Source organism: Paenibacillus sp. FSL P2-0121 (assembly GCF_037975345.1).
GTDB classification, from domain to species: domain Bacteria; phylum Bacillota; class Bacilli; order Paenibacillales; family Paenibacillaceae; genus Paenibacillus_AQ; species Paenibacillus_AQ odorifer.
The window spans coordinates 1390754-1405402 of the sequence record NZ_CP150245.1 but is presented as its reverse complement, the minus strand read 5'-3'; the positions used below and the strand labels follow the sequence as shown (position 1 = coordinate 1405402).

At 42.0% G+C, this 14649-nt stretch carries 18 protein-coding genes and 5 tRNA genes; 4 read left to right on the top strand and 19 right to left on the bottom strand.

Features of this window, described 5'->3' with window-relative positions; genetic code table 11:
• Nucleotides 1–35: 35 nt before the first annotated feature.
• From MKY54_RS06205 to MKY54_RS06190, 4 genes are all read right to left on the bottom strand, one after another.
• The gene (locus tag MKY54_RS06205; RefSeq protein ID WP_076304492.1) at nt 36–941 is read right to left on the bottom strand and encodes a copper amine oxidase N-terminal domain-containing protein; all 906 of its coding nucleotides are present in this window, start codon (nt 939–941) and stop codon (nt 36–38) included.
• A 79-nt stretch (nt 942–1020) separates the two neighbouring features.
• Nucleotides 1021–1440 (bottom strand): thiol-disulfide oxidoreductase DCC family protein, encoded by a 420-nt coding sequence (locus tag MKY54_RS06200; RefSeq protein WP_076308658.1) that lies wholly within the window; start codon nt 1438–1440, stop codon nt 1021–1023.
• A gap of 94 nt (nt 1441–1534) precedes the next feature.
• Entirely contained in the window at nt 1535–1813 is a 279-nt protein-coding gene (locus MKY54_RS06195; protein ID WP_036681678.1) for a hypothetical protein, read from the bottom strand.
• A 190-nt stretch (nt 1814–2003) separates the two neighbouring features.
• Nucleotides 2004–2426 (bottom strand): organic hydroperoxide resistance protein, encoded by a 423-nt coding sequence (locus tag MKY54_RS06190; RefSeq protein WP_036681676.1) that lies wholly within the window; start codon nt 2424–2426, stop codon nt 2004–2006.
• 180 nt (nt 2427–2606) lie between these two features.
• On the opposite strand from MKY54_RS06190, the gene MKY54_RS06185 reads away from it, so the two are divergent.
• Together MKY54_RS06185 and MKY54_RS06180 are read left to right on the top strand one after the other, a co-directional pair.
• Complete coding sequence (locus tag MKY54_RS06185; protein ID WP_038569095.1) at nt 2607–3086, top strand: glutathione peroxidase; 480 nt, start codon at nt 2607–2609, stop codon at nt 3084–3086.
• A gap of 169 nt (nt 3087–3255) precedes the next feature.
• On the top strand, nt 3256–3765 hold the full coding sequence (locus MKY54_RS06180) for a GyrI-like domain-containing protein (RefSeq protein ID WP_339189927.1): 510 nt from the start codon (nt 3256–3258) through the stop codon (nt 3763–3765).
• A 67-nt stretch (nt 3766–3832) separates the two neighbouring features.
• Here the strand turns inward: MKY54_RS06180 and MKY54_RS06175 are convergent.
• Both MKY54_RS06175 and MKY54_RS06170 read right to left on the bottom strand, forming a co-directional pair.
• Nucleotides 3833–3915 (bottom strand) — tRNA-Leu (locus MKY54_RS06175).
• 88 nt (nt 3916–4003) lie between these two features.
• Nucleotides 4004–4369 (bottom strand): helix-turn-helix domain-containing protein, encoded by a 366-nt coding sequence (locus tag MKY54_RS06170; RefSeq protein WP_036681672.1) that lies wholly within the window; start codon nt 4367–4369, stop codon nt 4004–4006.
• A 227-nt stretch (nt 4370–4596) separates the two neighbouring features.
• On the opposite strand from MKY54_RS06170, the gene MKY54_RS06165 reads away from it, so the two are divergent.
• Entirely contained in the window at nt 4597–5220 is a 624-nt protein-coding gene (locus MKY54_RS06165) for a hypothetical protein (protein ID WP_076185837.1), read from the top strand.
• Nucleotides 5221–5307: 87 nt separating this feature from the next.
• On the opposite strand, the gene MKY54_RS06160 is transcribed toward MKY54_RS06165, so the two are convergent.
• From MKY54_RS06160 to MKY54_RS06100, 13 genes are all read right to left on the bottom strand, one after another.
• A tRNA-Leu gene (locus MKY54_RS06160) sits at nt 5308–5390 on the bottom strand.
• Between the two features lie 6 nt (nt 5391–5396).
• Nucleotides 5397–5468: transfer RNA gene (locus tag MKY54_RS06155), tRNA-Glu, on the bottom strand.
• Nucleotides 5469–5606: 138 nt separating this feature from the next.
• Complete coding sequence (locus MKY54_RS06150; protein WP_076099058.1) at nt 5607–6797, bottom strand: ABC transporter substrate-binding protein; 1191 nt, start codon at nt 6795–6797, stop codon at nt 5607–5609.
• A gap of 71 nt (nt 6798–6868) precedes the next feature.
• A complete protein-coding gene (locus MKY54_RS06145) occupies nt 6869–7570 on the bottom strand; it encodes an ABC transporter ATP-binding protein (protein ID WP_076304490.1) in 702 nt (233 codons plus the stop codon).
• 6 nt (nt 7571–7576) lie between these two features.
• A complete protein-coding gene (locus MKY54_RS06140; protein WP_076309316.1) occupies nt 7577–8359 on the bottom strand; it encodes an ABC transporter ATP-binding protein in 783 nt (260 codons plus the stop codon).
• Nucleotides 8328–9296, bottom strand: a complete 969-nt coding sequence (locus tag MKY54_RS06135; protein WP_339189925.1) for a branched-chain amino acid ABC transporter permease — start codon at nt 9294–9296, stop codon at nt 8328–8330. The genes MKY54_RS06140 and MKY54_RS06135 overlap by 32 nt, the downstream gene beginning before the upstream one ends.
• Nucleotides 9297–9306: 10 nt before the next feature.
• The gene (locus MKY54_RS06130) at nt 9307–10212 is read right to left on the bottom strand and encodes a branched-chain amino acid ABC transporter permease (protein ID WP_038569087.1); all 906 of its coding nucleotides are present in this window, start codon (nt 10210–10212) and stop codon (nt 9307–9309) included.
• Nucleotides 10213–10684: 472 nt separating this feature from the next.
• Nucleotides 10685–11146 carry a DinB family protein gene (locus MKY54_RS06125; protein ID WP_076280575.1) on the bottom strand — a complete coding sequence of 154 codons (462 nt, stop codon included), beginning with the start codon at nt 11144–11146 and terminating at the stop codon, nt 10685–10687.
• A 291-nt stretch (nt 11147–11437) separates the two neighbouring features.
• Nucleotides 11438–12043 (bottom strand): class I SAM-dependent methyltransferase, encoded by a 606-nt coding sequence (locus MKY54_RS06120; RefSeq protein WP_076309317.1) that lies wholly within the window; start codon nt 12041–12043, stop codon nt 11438–11440.
• Between the two features lie 102 nt (nt 12044–12145).
• Nucleotides 12146–12592, bottom strand: a complete 447-nt coding sequence (locus MKY54_RS06115; RefSeq protein ID WP_076185853.1) for an oxidoreductase — start codon at nt 12590–12592, stop codon at nt 12146–12148.
• 175 nt (nt 12593–12767) lie between these two features.
• Nucleotides 12768–12856, bottom strand: a tRNA-Ser gene (locus MKY54_RS06110).
• Nucleotides 12857–12863: 7 nt separating this feature from the next.
• Nucleotides 12864–12939, bottom strand: a tRNA-Asn gene (locus MKY54_RS06105).
• 143 nt (nt 12940–13082) lie between these two features.
• Nucleotides 13083–13835 carry an MBL fold metallo-hydrolase gene (locus tag MKY54_RS06100; protein WP_076277915.1) on the bottom strand — a complete coding sequence of 251 codons (753 nt, stop codon included), beginning with the start codon at nt 13833–13835 and terminating at the stop codon, nt 13083–13085.
• 129 nt (nt 13836–13964) lie between these two features.
• Between MKY54_RS06100 and MKY54_RS06095 the strand changes: the two genes are divergently transcribed.
• Nucleotides 13965–14393 carry an Lrp/AsnC family transcriptional regulator gene (locus MKY54_RS06095; RefSeq protein ID WP_076277914.1) on the top strand — a complete coding sequence of 143 codons (429 nt, stop codon included), beginning with the start codon at nt 13965–13967 and terminating at the stop codon, nt 14391–14393.
• The last annotated feature ends 256 nt before the right edge of the window (nt 14394–14649 follow it).

The window sequence follows — 14649 nt, the reverse complement described above, 5'->3', positions numbered from 1 at the left end:
CATTCATCTCCATATTTATATGACTTATATATTGCTTAAAGCTTAGTCTCTCCGGGAATAGCTACGACAAAAGGTTCATTATTCCCCCAGTACAGAGACTGTCCTGAAACTTTAGTAGTTCCATCCGCATTAACCATTCCATAAATAATCTGACTTCCCCAAACACTCGTATAAAAAGAGGCATAGGATGGAGCTAGAACAGGTGCTTTACCATATTCCTTCGCAACTGGGTAACCGAATATCGCGGTAAAATCTTTATTTGTAGCCTCCTTGGACATATCCAGATCAGCTTCCCAAACTACTTTTACAATATTATCCTTGATCTCATAATACTTTACGAAATGTCCATACAATATAAAATAACCATCAGATCTGCCTTCAGGAAAATAATACGTCATAGACAATGCTTCATTATCACCCGTCAATTTGGAGGGTTCTCTTTCTTCAACCGGGAATTGCAGAGCAGCTATGCGGGAAACAACTAAGTCATTACTATTATAATTCTGCACAAGTTTAGCATTGGCCCGTTCCTGAACCCAGACTGTATTCGAAGCAGCATCTACTGTTACTCTCGCTCCAAGAGCCTCCGCAATAAACCGCAGGGGTACCGCTACTCTTCCATCCACTATTTTGGCCGATACATCCAGTTGTACAGCCTCCGAGTTCTTCCAAGCCGTCCGTGAGCCAACCGTAAGCTTAATCTTCATAGAATCTCTAGCAATCGTAGCTTGCTTGGTATTGGCATCCCATTGAATAGAAGTATTCTTGAATCTTTCAAAAGCCTTCAGCGGAACCAGCGTCTTCCCCGACACGATTTGCACACCAACATCCACACTTGAATTGTTCACCATAATGCGAAGCTTGGGGGCAGCTGAGGCCGTACCGATCATACTTAAAGATAACAACATGACTATAAAAAGCAGAAGCCCTTTCCGTTTCACTATTCGTTCACCCCTAGTGATAATATGAAAAAACTGTACCCATTTATAGTTTCATTATAACATTCTCCCAGATTATGGTTTACAAAAATCTCCGTTTGATCTCTGGGGTAGGGAGCATACACTGCTCATCACGTCCGAACCAACGATAGCGGTTCTTAGCTACATACCGATAAAGAGCATTGCGCAATGGGCGTGGTACTAAGATGAACACGTATGCGGCAGGCCAAGGAAATCTCAATTTACGGGCAATTCTTAGCACAGCAGCCGACTCTGTATAATACACTCCGTTCTCCAGTAAAATCACCGTGTTTAATTGTCCAGGCTGAAGTCCGGACTCTTTCATTAGCTTTGCCGCAATCTCATTCTGTAAAGGTGCGAATAGAAATTTAGCCTCGGGGTCACGCGGGATAATGAAACGAACTACCCCCTGGCAAAGATGACACACTCCGTCTATCAACACAATGGACTTACCTTTCATAAGGTTCAGTTCCTCGTTCATGGCTCCCCCTCTGTCTTAAAGGCGTAAATTTCTGCTTTTTTGGGTAAACAAAAACGCGGGATAACCTCCCGCGCCATCAAGTGCCGTTCTTTAATTATTCTGCGATTGCTTTTTCAATCCATTGATCCCCGATCATTTGCCCTTCGAAATCAGCAGTGAATGCCTCCATGCATTTGCAGATGAAATCTTTGCGGCAAATTGGACATGGAGTTTTAAGCAGGCGGCTGATGTTCGTCATTTTCCATTCCGGAAACCGATGATAAAACGCGCGGCACTCCGTTCCATCAGCAAGCTTGATAATGAACTCGTACAATCCTTCCTTATCGTTGCTGCTGGCTTTGGTCACATTCGTAATATTCGGTCTGTAAGACATCTTCATCACCCATTATTTAAATTTTTGGTTGTAAATTGCACACGCAGGCACATTCTCAGATACTTAGACATATTAAAGAATTTTAAGGGTGATGTCAACCAAAGACGCCTAACACGGCAGCTATTTATTACTCTTTTATGATTTACGTCTCTATTTAGCCATTATTTCCATAAAATATATACAGATACATTTAATCAACAATCTTTAATTCAACCTCGATATTACCTCTGGTTGCTTTGGAGTAAGGACAGAATTCGTGAGCCTTCTTCGCCAGTTCCTCTGCTTTGTCGTGTTCAATCCCTGGCAGCTTCACATCCATTCTCACAGCAAGTCTAAAGCCTCCATCGCTGTCATCCTTCCCAATGGACACATTACAAGTGACCTCCACGTCATGGAGTTTCACGCCCTCTTTACGGGCGATATTCGCTAGTGCACTCTCGTAACACGCTCCATAACCAGCCGAGAATAGTTGCTCTGGATTGGTACCGGAACCTCCCGGCCCTCCAAGCTCTTTAGGCATGCTTAGATTATGCTTTAACACGCCATCCGAGGATTCAATGGAGCCTTCACGACCGCCATGGACTGTTGTAGTTGCTGTGTATAATGCTTTCATGAGTCATCTTCTCCTTCATCAAGCTGTATTGGTCATGCTCATACTTTATACTTTAAACAACAGGTATGATTTGAAACGATGATGAGGAATGATTCATAATACTTTCTTATTTGGCTCCAGACCATAAATAGTGTACAATTAAATTGTTAAAAACTTAAATTAGCTATGGAGGTGTCATCCATGAGTATTTATGATTTTGAGGTCAACACTCTTAAGGGTGAAGAGGAATCATTGTCAAAGTACAAGGGTAAAGTACTCCTGGTTGTGAATACTGCCAGCAAATGTGGATTTACTCCCCAGTATAAAGGTCTTCAGGAAGTGTACGAGAAATTCAAGGACCGCGGGTTCGAAGTTTTAGGATTTCCAAGCAATCAATTTGCTGGACAAGAGCCTGGCGAAAGTGATGAAATTGCGGAATACTGCGAGATTAATTATGGGGTAACCTTCCCTATGTTCGAGAAGATTGACGTAAAAGGCGATGAAGCACATCCATTATTCAAATACTTATCCAAAGAAGCCCCTGGTGTCTTAGGCTCAAAAAGCGTGAAATGGAACTTTACGAAGTTTCTGGTTGACCAAGATGGCCGTGTTCTAAAACGGTTTGCTCCTAAGACCACTCCACAGCAGATCGAATCCGATATCTCCAAGCTTTTAAAATAATTCATTAGAAAAAGGATACTCACCACATCACACAGCCCCCTGTTGTTATGCGGTAAAGTATCCTTTTTAACTAGAAAGAACGTCATAATATCGCTATATATCAGCACCCTTTAATCTCTTGGAATATTTTATAATATTGTTGAAATATTTTTGCTGGGAGGGACAATCGGTGACTGTTCAACTGCTTGATATACCCGAACTAAATGTTATTGGCTGGGCAAATGTAAACTCATCCGGGGAGCCATACGCGAATCTTTGGGAATATGTTTTTGGCGAGCTGGATATTGATACAAAATTTGATACTATACCCACAAAAGTTCAAAGCAGCGGTTGTTATCTCGGTCTATTTCAGAACCGTACATCCGTGCCTAGACTGTGGGAGCATACCGCATGGGATATTGATTTTTTCCTTTGTGTTGAAGTCGAGCAGTTAGATTGTATCCCTGAAGGCCTTGTTCATAAGAAACCTCCTGCGTCTACCTATGCTATATTTACTGCTAACGGATTCCCTCAGTTGGCTTTTCAACATACCTGGAATTATATATATAATGAATGGCTGCCGGATTCCGGTTATAAGTTCAACCCTGATGGAGTCTTTTACATCCAATACACGGAAAAGTCCGGTCCAGATGATGAAGGATTCGAAGCCAATCTATGCGTGCCGCTTGTAAAGAAGTAGGTTGTGTGATTGAGGATTGAACAAAAAAAGAAGCCTTGCATCGCAAGGCCTCTTTCTTCATTCTGTATGCGGTAGAGAGGACTCGAACCTCCACGGGTATACACCCACTACCCCCTCAAGATAGCGTGTCTGCCATTCCACCACTACCGCGCGGTGTGTAAAACATAGAACATAAATTTGTTTGAGGTCAACATTCATTATTATAAATGTACTTTTCTCAAAAGTAAAGATGCAGATTTTAAGATTCTTCGTCGACCATTTTCTGTTTACGATATTCAGCAAAAGCTATATATTCCTTGATAAAATTCTTTTCTGCTGGAAGTAATTCATCTACTCGGCTTTCCGATAGCTGAACATCACTCAAATCATAGTCTACGCCGCTCTCTCGTACAGTATCCGGTGTATCTTTGCCGAGAATGAGCCAGTCCAGACTAACATGAAAAAAATCACCGATCTCAATCAGCTTATGTGTTCCTGGAGTAGTCTTCCCCCGCTTCCAATCTCCCATATTACCTGTGCTGATATTTAACTGCTCACAGAATGATTTTTTGGTCAAACCTTTCTGCTTAATCAGGTATTCTATACGTTCGTATATGGTCTGCATCGGTGAATCGCCCTCCATCTAAAAATAAATTACTTATTTACGTAATCTTCTATTGCAAAATAACGTAAATAAGTATATAATTAGTATTGTTATGTATTATCCGATTATATCATATGGCTGGAGTGACGATAAGAGGCGACTCAGGTGACAAGTATCTGTTAGAATACCGTCTGGCCCCCTTTGTTAACTTATCATCCTGAATGATCTCTAGGAGGGAGCGGTGACTTTTGTCAAAATGCTTATCATCTTCCATTATCCATTCACTTGAAGCTTTACCGCACAATGCGGTGGTAATCAACAGTCATGGGATTATCCAGTTCACCAACAGTAGGTGGAAGACCTTTAGTCATGAATATGGTCTTTCTACTAATAAGAAATGGATTGGCGCGTATTACTCAGAGCTCATGCAAGATGTGATTGTCGATCCCGATCAATGGGCCAAGCTTTATGAATCAGTGAAATATATACTCCGCAGAGAGCATCAGGTTTATACTTCCGAATTCTCCATACAAACCGCTAATAAAGGGAAACGAATCTTCCGTTTGGAGATCTACCCATTTCTCTCAGATCCGCACCCAGAAGCCACTTTTATAATTTCACTATATGATGTGGGCCCCTATAAAGAAGAACCTCTTCATCCGGAGATCATAAACCTCCGTTCAACCTTACCATCATCTTTTGAGCTAATCCCAATCTGTGCTTCCTGTAAATGTATTCGTAATCCCAAGGATGAATGGATCACCATTGAACATTTCTTAAAGCATCAGCTTTCTTTGCAATTCACTCATGATATCTGCCCAGACTGCATAAGACAGCTCTATCCCCAGTATGCTGGGGCTTTTAAGAGATGACCTGACGTCACTGAATTTCACTTCTAATCTTATAAAAAAAAGTAAGAAATCCTCTGCGAACAAAGGGTTTCTTACTTTTTATTTGTATGCGGTAGAGAGGACTCGAACCTCCACGGGTATACACCCACTACCCCCTCAAGATAGCGTGTCTGCCATTCCACCACTACCGCATAATATGACCCGTATGGGATTCGAACCCATGTTACCTCCGTGAAAGGGAGGTGTCTTAACCCCTTGACCAACGGGCCATGCTTTACAAGTTATTTTCTTGTCACAACAAAAATGAGTATATCAAACCATAAGAATTTTGACAAGTCTTTTTTTAAAAAAAGTTAAAACAAAAAGAAACGCGCACCAATAAAGGAACGCGCCTCTAATCACAACGCTTATGGATTTACTTTTGCCTCAAAGGTTTGTACCCCATCTACAAACTTTAGCACCACAGCTGCTTTTACCGGGTCATGCGTTTCATTCATTGTGATTTTACCCGTGGCCAGTTGTAAATCCTTTGTCCCCGCCAGTGCATCCTTCAGCTTCTCAGGTTCTGTGGAATCCGCACGTGTAATCGCGTCTGCCACTAGTTTCACAGCATCATATCCAAGCGCAGCCATCCCATCTGGAACAAGATCACCGTTAGCAGCCTTGAAGGCATCTACGAACGATTTTACTTCTGGCGAGCTATCTTCAGGTGAATAGTGATTGGACATAAACGTATTGTTTAGGGCATCCGCTCCGGCAATCTCAGCCAGCTGAGGTGAATCCCAGCCATCCCCGCCCATAAACGGAACGGTGATCCCCATTTCGCGAGCTTGCTTTACGATTTTGCCGACCTCCTCATAATAGCCTGGAAGATAAATAACATCGGGATTAGCTTCTTTAATACGTGTTAATACAGCTTTAAAATCAGAATCTTTTTGTTGATAGGATTCTTCGCTTAAGATAGAGCCACCGTTCTTAGTAAACGTTGCTTTAAAGAAGGTCTGCAGCCCTTTGGAATAATCGCTTGAAGCATCCGTATAAATAACAGCCGTCTTCGCTTTAAGTGTATCCTTAGCAAAGTTAGCCATTACTTCACCTTGGAAAGGATCAATAAAGGAGGCCCGGAATACCCATTCGTTCAAATCTCCAGTACGTTCATCAACTGTTACTTTGGGATTGGTGGCTGAGGAGCTAACCAGCGGGATGCCTTTTTCTTGAGCAACGGGAACAATCCCGAGTGTATTCGTAGATGTAGTTGCACCTATAATAGCTACAACTTTATTGGTAGTAATTAGCTTTTGCGCTGCGCGTGTCGCCTCTTCCGACTTGGAAGCATTATCCGCTTCAATCAGCTCAAGTTTTTTGCCGAGTATTCCACCTGCGTCATTAATTTCTTTTACCGCCAGCTTTGCCCCTTTGAGTGCAGAATCACCGAAGGAAGCCTGGCCGCCTGTAAGCTCAAGGTCTGCTCCAATCTTGATGGTCCCTCCACCAGCATTCCCACCTTCAGCAGTAGTGTTGTCTGTCTTGTTCCCACAGCCTGCCAGCAATCCACCAGCCAGTAACGCAGTCAGCAATATGGCCCCGATTTTCTTCATCCTCTTCCAGCCTCCCAAAATAAATAATTTATAGGTTCTTTCTGTGATACTGTTGTGAACTAACCGATGAATTAATGTCCCAGATAAGCCATTCTGATCTCTTCCGAATCTGCCAATTCCTTGGCATCTCCCTCAAGCACCACTCTGCCCGTCTCAAGAACGTAAGCCCGATGAGCAATTTTAAGCGCCTGATGGGCATTTTGTTCTACAAGAAGTACTGTTGTTCCAGAGGCATTTACTTCCTGGATGATCCGAAAAATATCCTGAACGAGCAATGGAGCAAGCCCCATCGAGGGTTCATCTAATAATAAAAGCTTGGGATGCCCCATCATCGCGCGCCCCATAGCAAGCATCTGCTGCTCCCCGCCGGATAATGTGCCGGCAAGCTGTTTTTTTCTTTCTAAAAGACGCGGGAAGGTGGAGTAAACCTTGGCAAAATCAGCAGCTAAGCTGCCCGAATCTTGTAAAAAAGCTCCTAGCTCCAGATTTTCTTCCACAGACATATTAGCAAATACACGCCTGCCCTCCGGACAATGAATGAGCCCCTGTTTTACGATGGACTGAACACTCTGATTCGTAATAGATTTATCCATGAAATCTATACTGCCTGTTTTGGGTTTCAGCAGTCCCGAAAGCGTCTTAAGCAACGTGGACTTGCCTGCTCCATTTGCGCCGATTAGAGTTACAATCTCGCCTTTTTTTACATTCATACTTAAATCCTTCAAGGCATGAATAGCCCCATAATATACATTGATCCCCTGTACGCTAAGCATGGTCCACTACGCCTCCTGTCCCAAATAGGCTTCTATGACTTTGGGATGATTCCGTATTTCAACGGGCGTACCTTCAGCAATCAACATTCCGCGATCCAGCACATAAATCCGGTCACACACCCCCATAACCAGGGACATATCGTGCTCGATAAGCAGGATCGTCAGCTCAAACTCTTCACGGATCCAGGCAATAAGATTCATTAGTTCCCGAGTTTCATTCGGGTTCATCCCTGCGGCTGGTTCATCCAATAGCAAAAGCTTAGGTCCTGCTGCAAGCGCGCGCGCAATTTCCAAACGCCTTTGATTTCCATAGCTAAGATTCCCGGCACATTCATCACATTGATCGGCAAGATTAAATATTTTGAGAATATCCATAGCCTTTTGCGTAATTTCGTTTTCTTCTACAAAATGCTTAGGCAGACGGAGCATGGAAGTGAACATCGAATGTCTGGCATGCTGGTGAAATGCGATCTTAACGTTATCCAGCACCGTCATAGAAGTAAATAGACGGATATTCTGAAATGTCCGCGCTGCCCCTTTTCGGTTAATCCGATAAGGCTTCATCCCGCCTACTGCCTGATGGCTGAGGATAATATCGCCACTGGAAGGCGGGTATACACCTGTCAGCAAGTTAAAAAGGGTTGTTTTTCCCGCGCCATTAGGTCCGATGAGCCCAATCAACTCGCCTTTATTAATATGGAGAGATACCTCGTTAAGCGCCTTAAGCCCGCCAAATGCACGACTTGCGTGTTGAACATCAAGAAGCACTTCCACTGTTGATGCTGTCACTTGGCTTGACCTCCTTTTTAGACCATTTCAAGAAAGAAAAACCCGTGCTGCCAAGCAGCCCTTTAGGCCGAAAAATCATCATCAGAATTAGAATCGCCGAGTAAATAATCATCCGCAGCTCCGGATATTCCTGAAGCACCGTGAAGAGCACCGTCAGTACAATCGCACCCACGATGGCCCCGCTTGTACTTCCTAGCCCACCTAACACTACCATGACTAGAATTTCGAATGATTTCAGAAAATTAAAGCTGCCAGGATTGATGACGTAGAACTTATGAGCAGAGAGACCACCAGCTATTCCCGCAAATAATGCTCCAAGTGAAAAAGCAATGACTTTGTACAAGGTTGTATTAATCCCCATCGCTTCAGCAGCAATTTCATTCTCCCGAATCGCTATACAAGCCCGGCCGTGAGTGGAACGTATAAAGTTATTGATCACAACAATCGTGACCAATGTGAACAGAAACATAATCGACCAAGTCGTTTGATTAGGGATGCCGCTTAGGCCTGAAGCTCCGCCCACATATTCTGTATTGAGCAGGACAATCCGGATAATCTCACCAAATCCCAGCGTAGCAATCGCCAGATAGTCTCCATTCAGCCGCAAGGTCGGAATCCCGATAAGTACACCGAAAAATGCAGCAACCAGTCCAGAGATCACTAGCGCCAGCACGAATGGCATCTCAAAGTTCAAAGTTAAAATGGAAGAAACATAAGCACCAATAGACATAAATCCAGCATGCCCGATTGAGAATTGCCCCGTTATCCCATTAATCAGATTCAAAGACACCGCCAGCATGACATTTATACAAATTAGAATTAGCGTAGACTCCATGACATCATCAAATATTCCCGTTGTTAGAAGAACTTGAATGACGATATATAGCATGATAGAAAAGACAATGCCTATCCAAAATGACTTGTTTATCTTCTTCATAGGCATCTCCCTACACTTTCTCGCGGACATTTTTACCAAATAGCCCGGATGGTTTAAAGATAAGGATTAGGATGAGTACAGCAAATGCCACACCATCACGCCAAGAAGAGTATCCCAGAGAAGAAACCTCTGTCTCGACTGTGCCCAGCAGAAGTCCCCCTACCAGAGCACCAGGAATACTGCCAATGCCACCTAGAACCGCAGCCACAAAAGCTTTAAGCCCCGGAAGCACCCCCATCATCGGATCCACTGAATTATAAGTCATTCCGAAAATAACGCCTGCTGCTGCCGCAAGTGCAGATCCTATCGCGAAGGTGGCTGAAATGGTCCGATCTACATTAATCCCCATCAACCGTGCTGCTTCCATATCAAAAGAAACGGCCCGCATCGCTTTACCAATCTTTGTTCGGTGCACAATATACTGAAGGATGATCATCAAAATAACCGTCGTCCCCAAGATCATGATTTGATTGGAGTCCACCTGAATCGAGGAACCAAACAAGTTGTATTGCTGCTTATTAAGAATCTCCGGAAATCCTTTAGCCTGAGGACCAAGCACAAACACACCGCTGTATTCCAGCAAAAAAGAAACGCCAATTGCAGTAATCAACACAGCGATTCGCGAAGCTTTTCGTAGAGGTTTGTATGCTAGCCGTTCGATTGACATCCCCAGCAACGCACTGATTGTCATAGAAATCACCAATGAGATAAGTAAGACCAGTATCGGAGGAAGCCCTGCTGAAGCCAAGTACCTGGCACTGAACAATCCAATAAACGACCCAACCATAAACACATCCCCATGGGCGAAATTGATCAATTTAATAATCCCGTAAACCATGGTGTACCCAAGTGCGATCAGAGCATAGATGCTCCCTACAGAAATCCCGTTAATTAACTGTTGAATGAAATACTCCATCGCCGTCCCCCAATCCCCATATTTATTTTTAAAAACACCTTTCTTTAGCTTAAATTCATTTTCATCGTTTTATGTCACTTATATTAACACAGTACTATACATGCGTCAGTAAAATTTGTGGTTTTTACTATAATATTCAATATTTAATGTTATATTACATAACGCATTGAGTTAATGATTTGGGATGTATAGAAATAAAAAGTGGGTAAAGAGAAGAAAACAGGAGAATTATGGAGATTTTTAAAGTTTGATTTTCAGAGGGGGAGTCTTTAATTTTACCTACAGATTGCATTTAATGATAAATAATATAACATTTGTCTCTTTGGATATGTGTTTTTCGAGTTTATTATGAGTTACTGGTCAAGTTGTTTCTCTATTTTTGCGCAAAAAAAAAGCTCTATCCCACACAATAATCGAGTGAGAGAAAGCTAATTAGGGTGGTCAGCTCCATTCTTTGCACTTCCGTCACGAGTCAATTACTCATCATTTTCTTGTTTAATTCTTTAATCTGCATCATATGATGTAGGTCATGCGATATAAAATCCTTTAAATAGGACTCAAAGGAAAACCTTCCGTCCACATATTTGCCTGAGTATTTTCCCTCCTCAAGACTACTTATACAATCTAATATTAAGTTACGATACTTCACAGTCAATTCTATTAATTCGTCTTTGGTTTTTGTTTTACCATATGTAACAGCATCATTATTGAATTGATCGAAATCAATAAGTTGAAGTGTTATCGCTTTATCGTATGCTATCGGTTCGATCGTCGATTCATAGAAGTATTTATCCCATAACAAAATATGACTAACAACATCATGAATGGTCCATTTTCCTTCAGCGATGGGTGTTTTCCAATCTAAATCAATAATTTCTAGAACAAATCCATTCCATTCCTTAAACTGATTTAGCAAATCTGATCTGTTATTCATTGGCACATCTCCTTTTCTGGTAAACATCAAAATTCTAACAAAATCTCTTTAATTCATTCCTATATAGTTCATAGTTCGCTTCATCGAAACATATAAAAATAACCTTATTTATTTCCGACTTATTACCTAGGAAACAGTCGCTAGCATTAGACTCGCGGGGTTGTCCACCTAGCTAACTCTTCTTCAAACCTTTACCTTTATCGAACCAACACCTCGTGGTCCACGGCGTGAACGTATTGTTCGCAGCTATCTAGCTTTTTCGGAGCTACTAATATGTTCTTCAGCATCCAGCTATTTTCTATATATGTAATCGATAAATCCTTGTCGTATCCATTCGCCTTCAAACTTTCTTTCCAGTACTCGATCTTCTTTGTATATTAACTGCAAATCATCAAACATAGAATCCGCCTCATGATAATCATAATAAGAGTGTATTACGAATTCATCGTCTTCTATTTGTTCAAACTGATTATCCCCCAAATCAACTCCATCGCCGACTCTAAAATCCTTTAGAGTTAAAAAATTTACAAATAATAATCCATTAGGTTTTAGAACGCGTTTCATTTCATTTATCGCTTTTTTCACATCTTGTTTTCTCATATGAAAAATAGAGTTATATGAATACACAAAACTCATCGACTCATCACTTAGTGCCAACTGTCTCATGTCGCCTTGTTGTATATTTAGATTCTGTCCTCTTTCAGTTGCGAACTGACTAGCTCTTTTAATTTGTTCGTCATTCATCTCAATACCGTATGTACTGTATCCATAGTTTGCAAACAAACTTAGTGGAGGTGAATCCCCTCCCGCCCCGCAGTCTAATATGTTTTTTTCCATACTACTTTCATTGCATAATGCCAAAAATCTGTACAAGGGGATCTGCTTAAACAGTTCCATTTTGATTCCACTCCTTTGATCATGTAGTTATTGGATTCACTCATAGATCTTTCCCATATAAATTATTTGAGCACATCTCTTCCCTGGGTTTTCAGGTTTACTTTATTGAATCCCCGCAGTTCCAAATGTCTCTTTAATAACTTTTTCGTATTCATCCCATTTAAAGCAAAAAGGGCCTATATCAATAGTCTTATTACCGGATTCTAGTTTGAAATCTCTCCATATAATAAGATCCTCTTCTCTCTCAATAAACACGGATATAAAGCCACATTCTTCATCGCCACACCAGGGACAGACTAATATTGGGTACCTGTAGTACAAATATTCATGCATTTCGTTTAACAAAAAATAATTAATCATTTTCCTTTGATGCTCTTCACTACCCCACCCGAGGGAAGGAACCCTATCATATTTTTTTAACATTTGGTAAAGAGATCTACCATCAATTATTACGTCGGCAAAAATAGTATTTTTATTTCCCTCTTGATCCGGATCAAAACTATCATATCGGCTTGACGGTTTTGTTTGTATTTGATTTATTGTTTTCATGCTCCCTCCTTTAAACTCTTCACACTTATCAAATAAACATTCGATCCCTCCACTCCATTCCCCTTCCAAAATATTGAATTCACCGTTCTCAGAATCGCATATAGCAACCGAAAAATAAATTTACACAACAAAAAAAGAGCTCCCAGAATGGAAGCTCTTCTTATGTAATTCAGAACGGAGAGAGTGGGATTCGAACCCACGCACCGCTTACGCAGTCTAACCCCTTAGCAGAGGGTCCCCTTATAGCCACTTGGGTATCTCTCCATGAAAATGGCTCCCCGAACAGGACTCGAACCTGTGACAACTCGATTAACAGTCGAGTGCTCTACCAACTGAGCTATCAGGGAACATTACAAGTGAACATGAATTAATTTATCATGATTTCAAGGTCTAGTCAAGCGGGCAAAATAATTTTTGTGATCGTTTTCAAATTTATGCTATTATTCGGCCGCTTGCTAGATTTTTTAAAGAGATTTCCATCCCTCTCCGTCTATAGATTACACCATTCTCCATCCTGCGGAAGCTGTACCCGATCCCCCAACGATTCCTTCTCTAAATGAGCTTTTAGCTTATCTCGGGTAACCAAACAATGGTTAATGGCGTCCATGTGCACAGCAATCACTTTAGTAGAAGGAGCATATTCACATAGGTCTACGACATCCTGCTCATTCATTGTAATATGGCATCCGCTTAAAAACTGCGCACCACCAGCATTCACAACGGTCACCTCAGGTTTAAAAGCATCCAATGCCATTTTCACCTTATCACACCAAATCGTATCCCCAGCCACATATAGAACAGGTTCGCCTTCCGCCTGAAACACAAACCCGGATACCTTACCCATAAGTTTACCAGTCACTCCAGTGCCATGCCGTCCATCAGTACGTGTTATAGTTATTCCATTAAACGTCAGAGAACCGCTAATTTCCGTGGTATGCTCAAACCCCTGCTTCGCTAATTTATCTCCATCTCCTTCCTGACATAATAGTGGTAGATCATGCGGCAACAAAGAAATGGCAGCAGCATCCCAATGATCCTGATGAAGATGTGTGACAAGAATTGCATTAGGACTCAGCCATTGTTCTACGGCTCCCGGCAAAGGAACGAGCGGATTGCGGCGATCATTGTCAGTATTAAAAATAGGTGGATTAGCACCCTGTTCACTCAACATAGGATCAATTAAAAATGTACTGCCACCATACTCTAGCCATAGGGTCGCGTTGCGAATATGCTGTATTTTCATCGGAAGCCCTTCTTTCTTTCAGATATCTTCTGCTACAATTAATTATAGTTGGACCTTGAAACAGAATACATTGAGATTGGAAAAAGATTGGCCCGTTCTACTTTCACGCAGAAAGGATTTTAGATAATAATGAGTTCTTATTTTATAGATGATGTGGATTTTCGCATCCTGCAGCTTCTAATTGAAGATTCCACGATCAGTCACAAAGATATTGGGCAGCAAGTGCATATGACCGGTCAGGCTGTGGGCGCACGTATTCGCAAAATGCAGGACACCGGAGTGATTGAAGGCTACACGGTCCGCTGGAATCCTGATAAGGTTGGGGAGACTATTCATGCCTTTATTACTGTTTTTTTGGGTTCGAATACGGTTCACCCAGCCTTTCAGACATTCGCAAAGCAGCATGATAGTGTAAAAGAAATACATAGGGTCAGCGGAGAAGGCTGCTACTGGATACGTGTTCGTACCGGAAGCCAAGAGGAGTTGAATAGCTTTCTCGACGAACTGCTGAAGTTCGGAAATTACAGAGTCAATCTATCGATGGGAAAGCTAAAATAAGGCTGTATCGGAATCGGATATGAAGCTACTATCGGACCCAGTTGACCTTATACTCAGCATAATCGCATATTTGGCATACTATCGGACCCCATTGCCTCTATTGGCACGAAAAACACCAAATATGAGCCTCTTTCGAACGAATAGCGTCACTTGAGTCCGAAACCCTGCCCAAAAGGCTAAAAACTTGCCAATAGCGTCATTGGGGTCCGTAAGCCTCAGCCAATGATAGCTCGGCGATGTTGGTGTTGGTGCAGGT

Bases quoted from the DNA above. Each gene is read 5' to 3' on its own strand.
- MKY54_RS06190 (WP_036681676.1), bottom strand. From the start codon at position 2,426: ATGAAAGCATTATACACAGCAACTACAACAGTCCATGGCGGTCGTGAA.
- MKY54_RS06130 (WP_038569087.1), bottom strand. From the start codon at position 10,212: ATGGAGTATTTCATTCAACAGTTAATTAACGGGATTTCTGTAGGGAGC.
- MKY54_RS06170 (WP_036681672.1), bottom strand. From the start codon at position 4,369: ATGCAGACCATATACGAACGTATAGAATACCTGATTAAGCAGAAAGGT.
- MKY54_RS06195 (WP_036681678.1), bottom strand. From the start codon at position 1,813: ATGTCTTACAGACCGAATATTACGAATGTGACCAAAGCCAGCAGCAAC.
- MKY54_RS06120 (WP_076309317.1), bottom strand. From the start codon at position 12,043: ATGGAACTGTTTAAGCAGATCCCCTTGTACAGATTTTTGGCATTATGC.
- MKY54_RS06185 (WP_038569095.1), top strand. From the start codon at position 2,607: ATGAGTATTTATGATTTTGAGGTCAACACTCTTAAGGGTGAAGAGGAA.
- MKY54_RS06115 (WP_076185853.1), bottom strand. From the start codon at position 12,592: ATGAAAACAATAAATCAAATACAAACAAAACCGTCAAGCCGATATGAT.
- MKY54_RS06125 (WP_076280575.1), bottom strand. From the start codon at position 11,146: ATGAATAACAGATCAGATTTGCTAAATCAGTTTAAGGAATGGAATGGA.
- MKY54_RS06095 (WP_076277914.1), top strand. From the start codon at position 13,965: ATGAGTTCTTATTTTATAGATGATGTGGATTTTCGCATCCTGCAGCTT.
- MKY54_RS06200 (WP_076308658.1), bottom strand. From the start codon at position 1,440: ATGAACGAGGAACTGAACCTTATGAAAGGTAAGTCCATTGTGTTGATA.
- MKY54_RS06145 (WP_076304490.1), bottom strand. From the start codon at position 7,570: ATGCTTAGCGTACAGGGGATCAATGTATATTATGGGGCTATTCATGCC.
- MKY54_RS06100 (WP_076277915.1), bottom strand. From the start codon at position 13,835: ATGAAAATACAGCATATTCGCAACGCGACCCTATGGCTAGAGTATGGT.
- MKY54_RS06135 (WP_339189925.1), bottom strand. From the start codon at position 9,296: ATGAAGAAGATAAACAAGTCATTTTGGATAGGCATTGTCTTTTCTATC.
- MKY54_RS06150 (WP_076099058.1), bottom strand. From the start codon at position 6,797: ATGAAGAAAATCGGGGCCATATTGCTGACTGCGTTACTGGCTGGTGGA.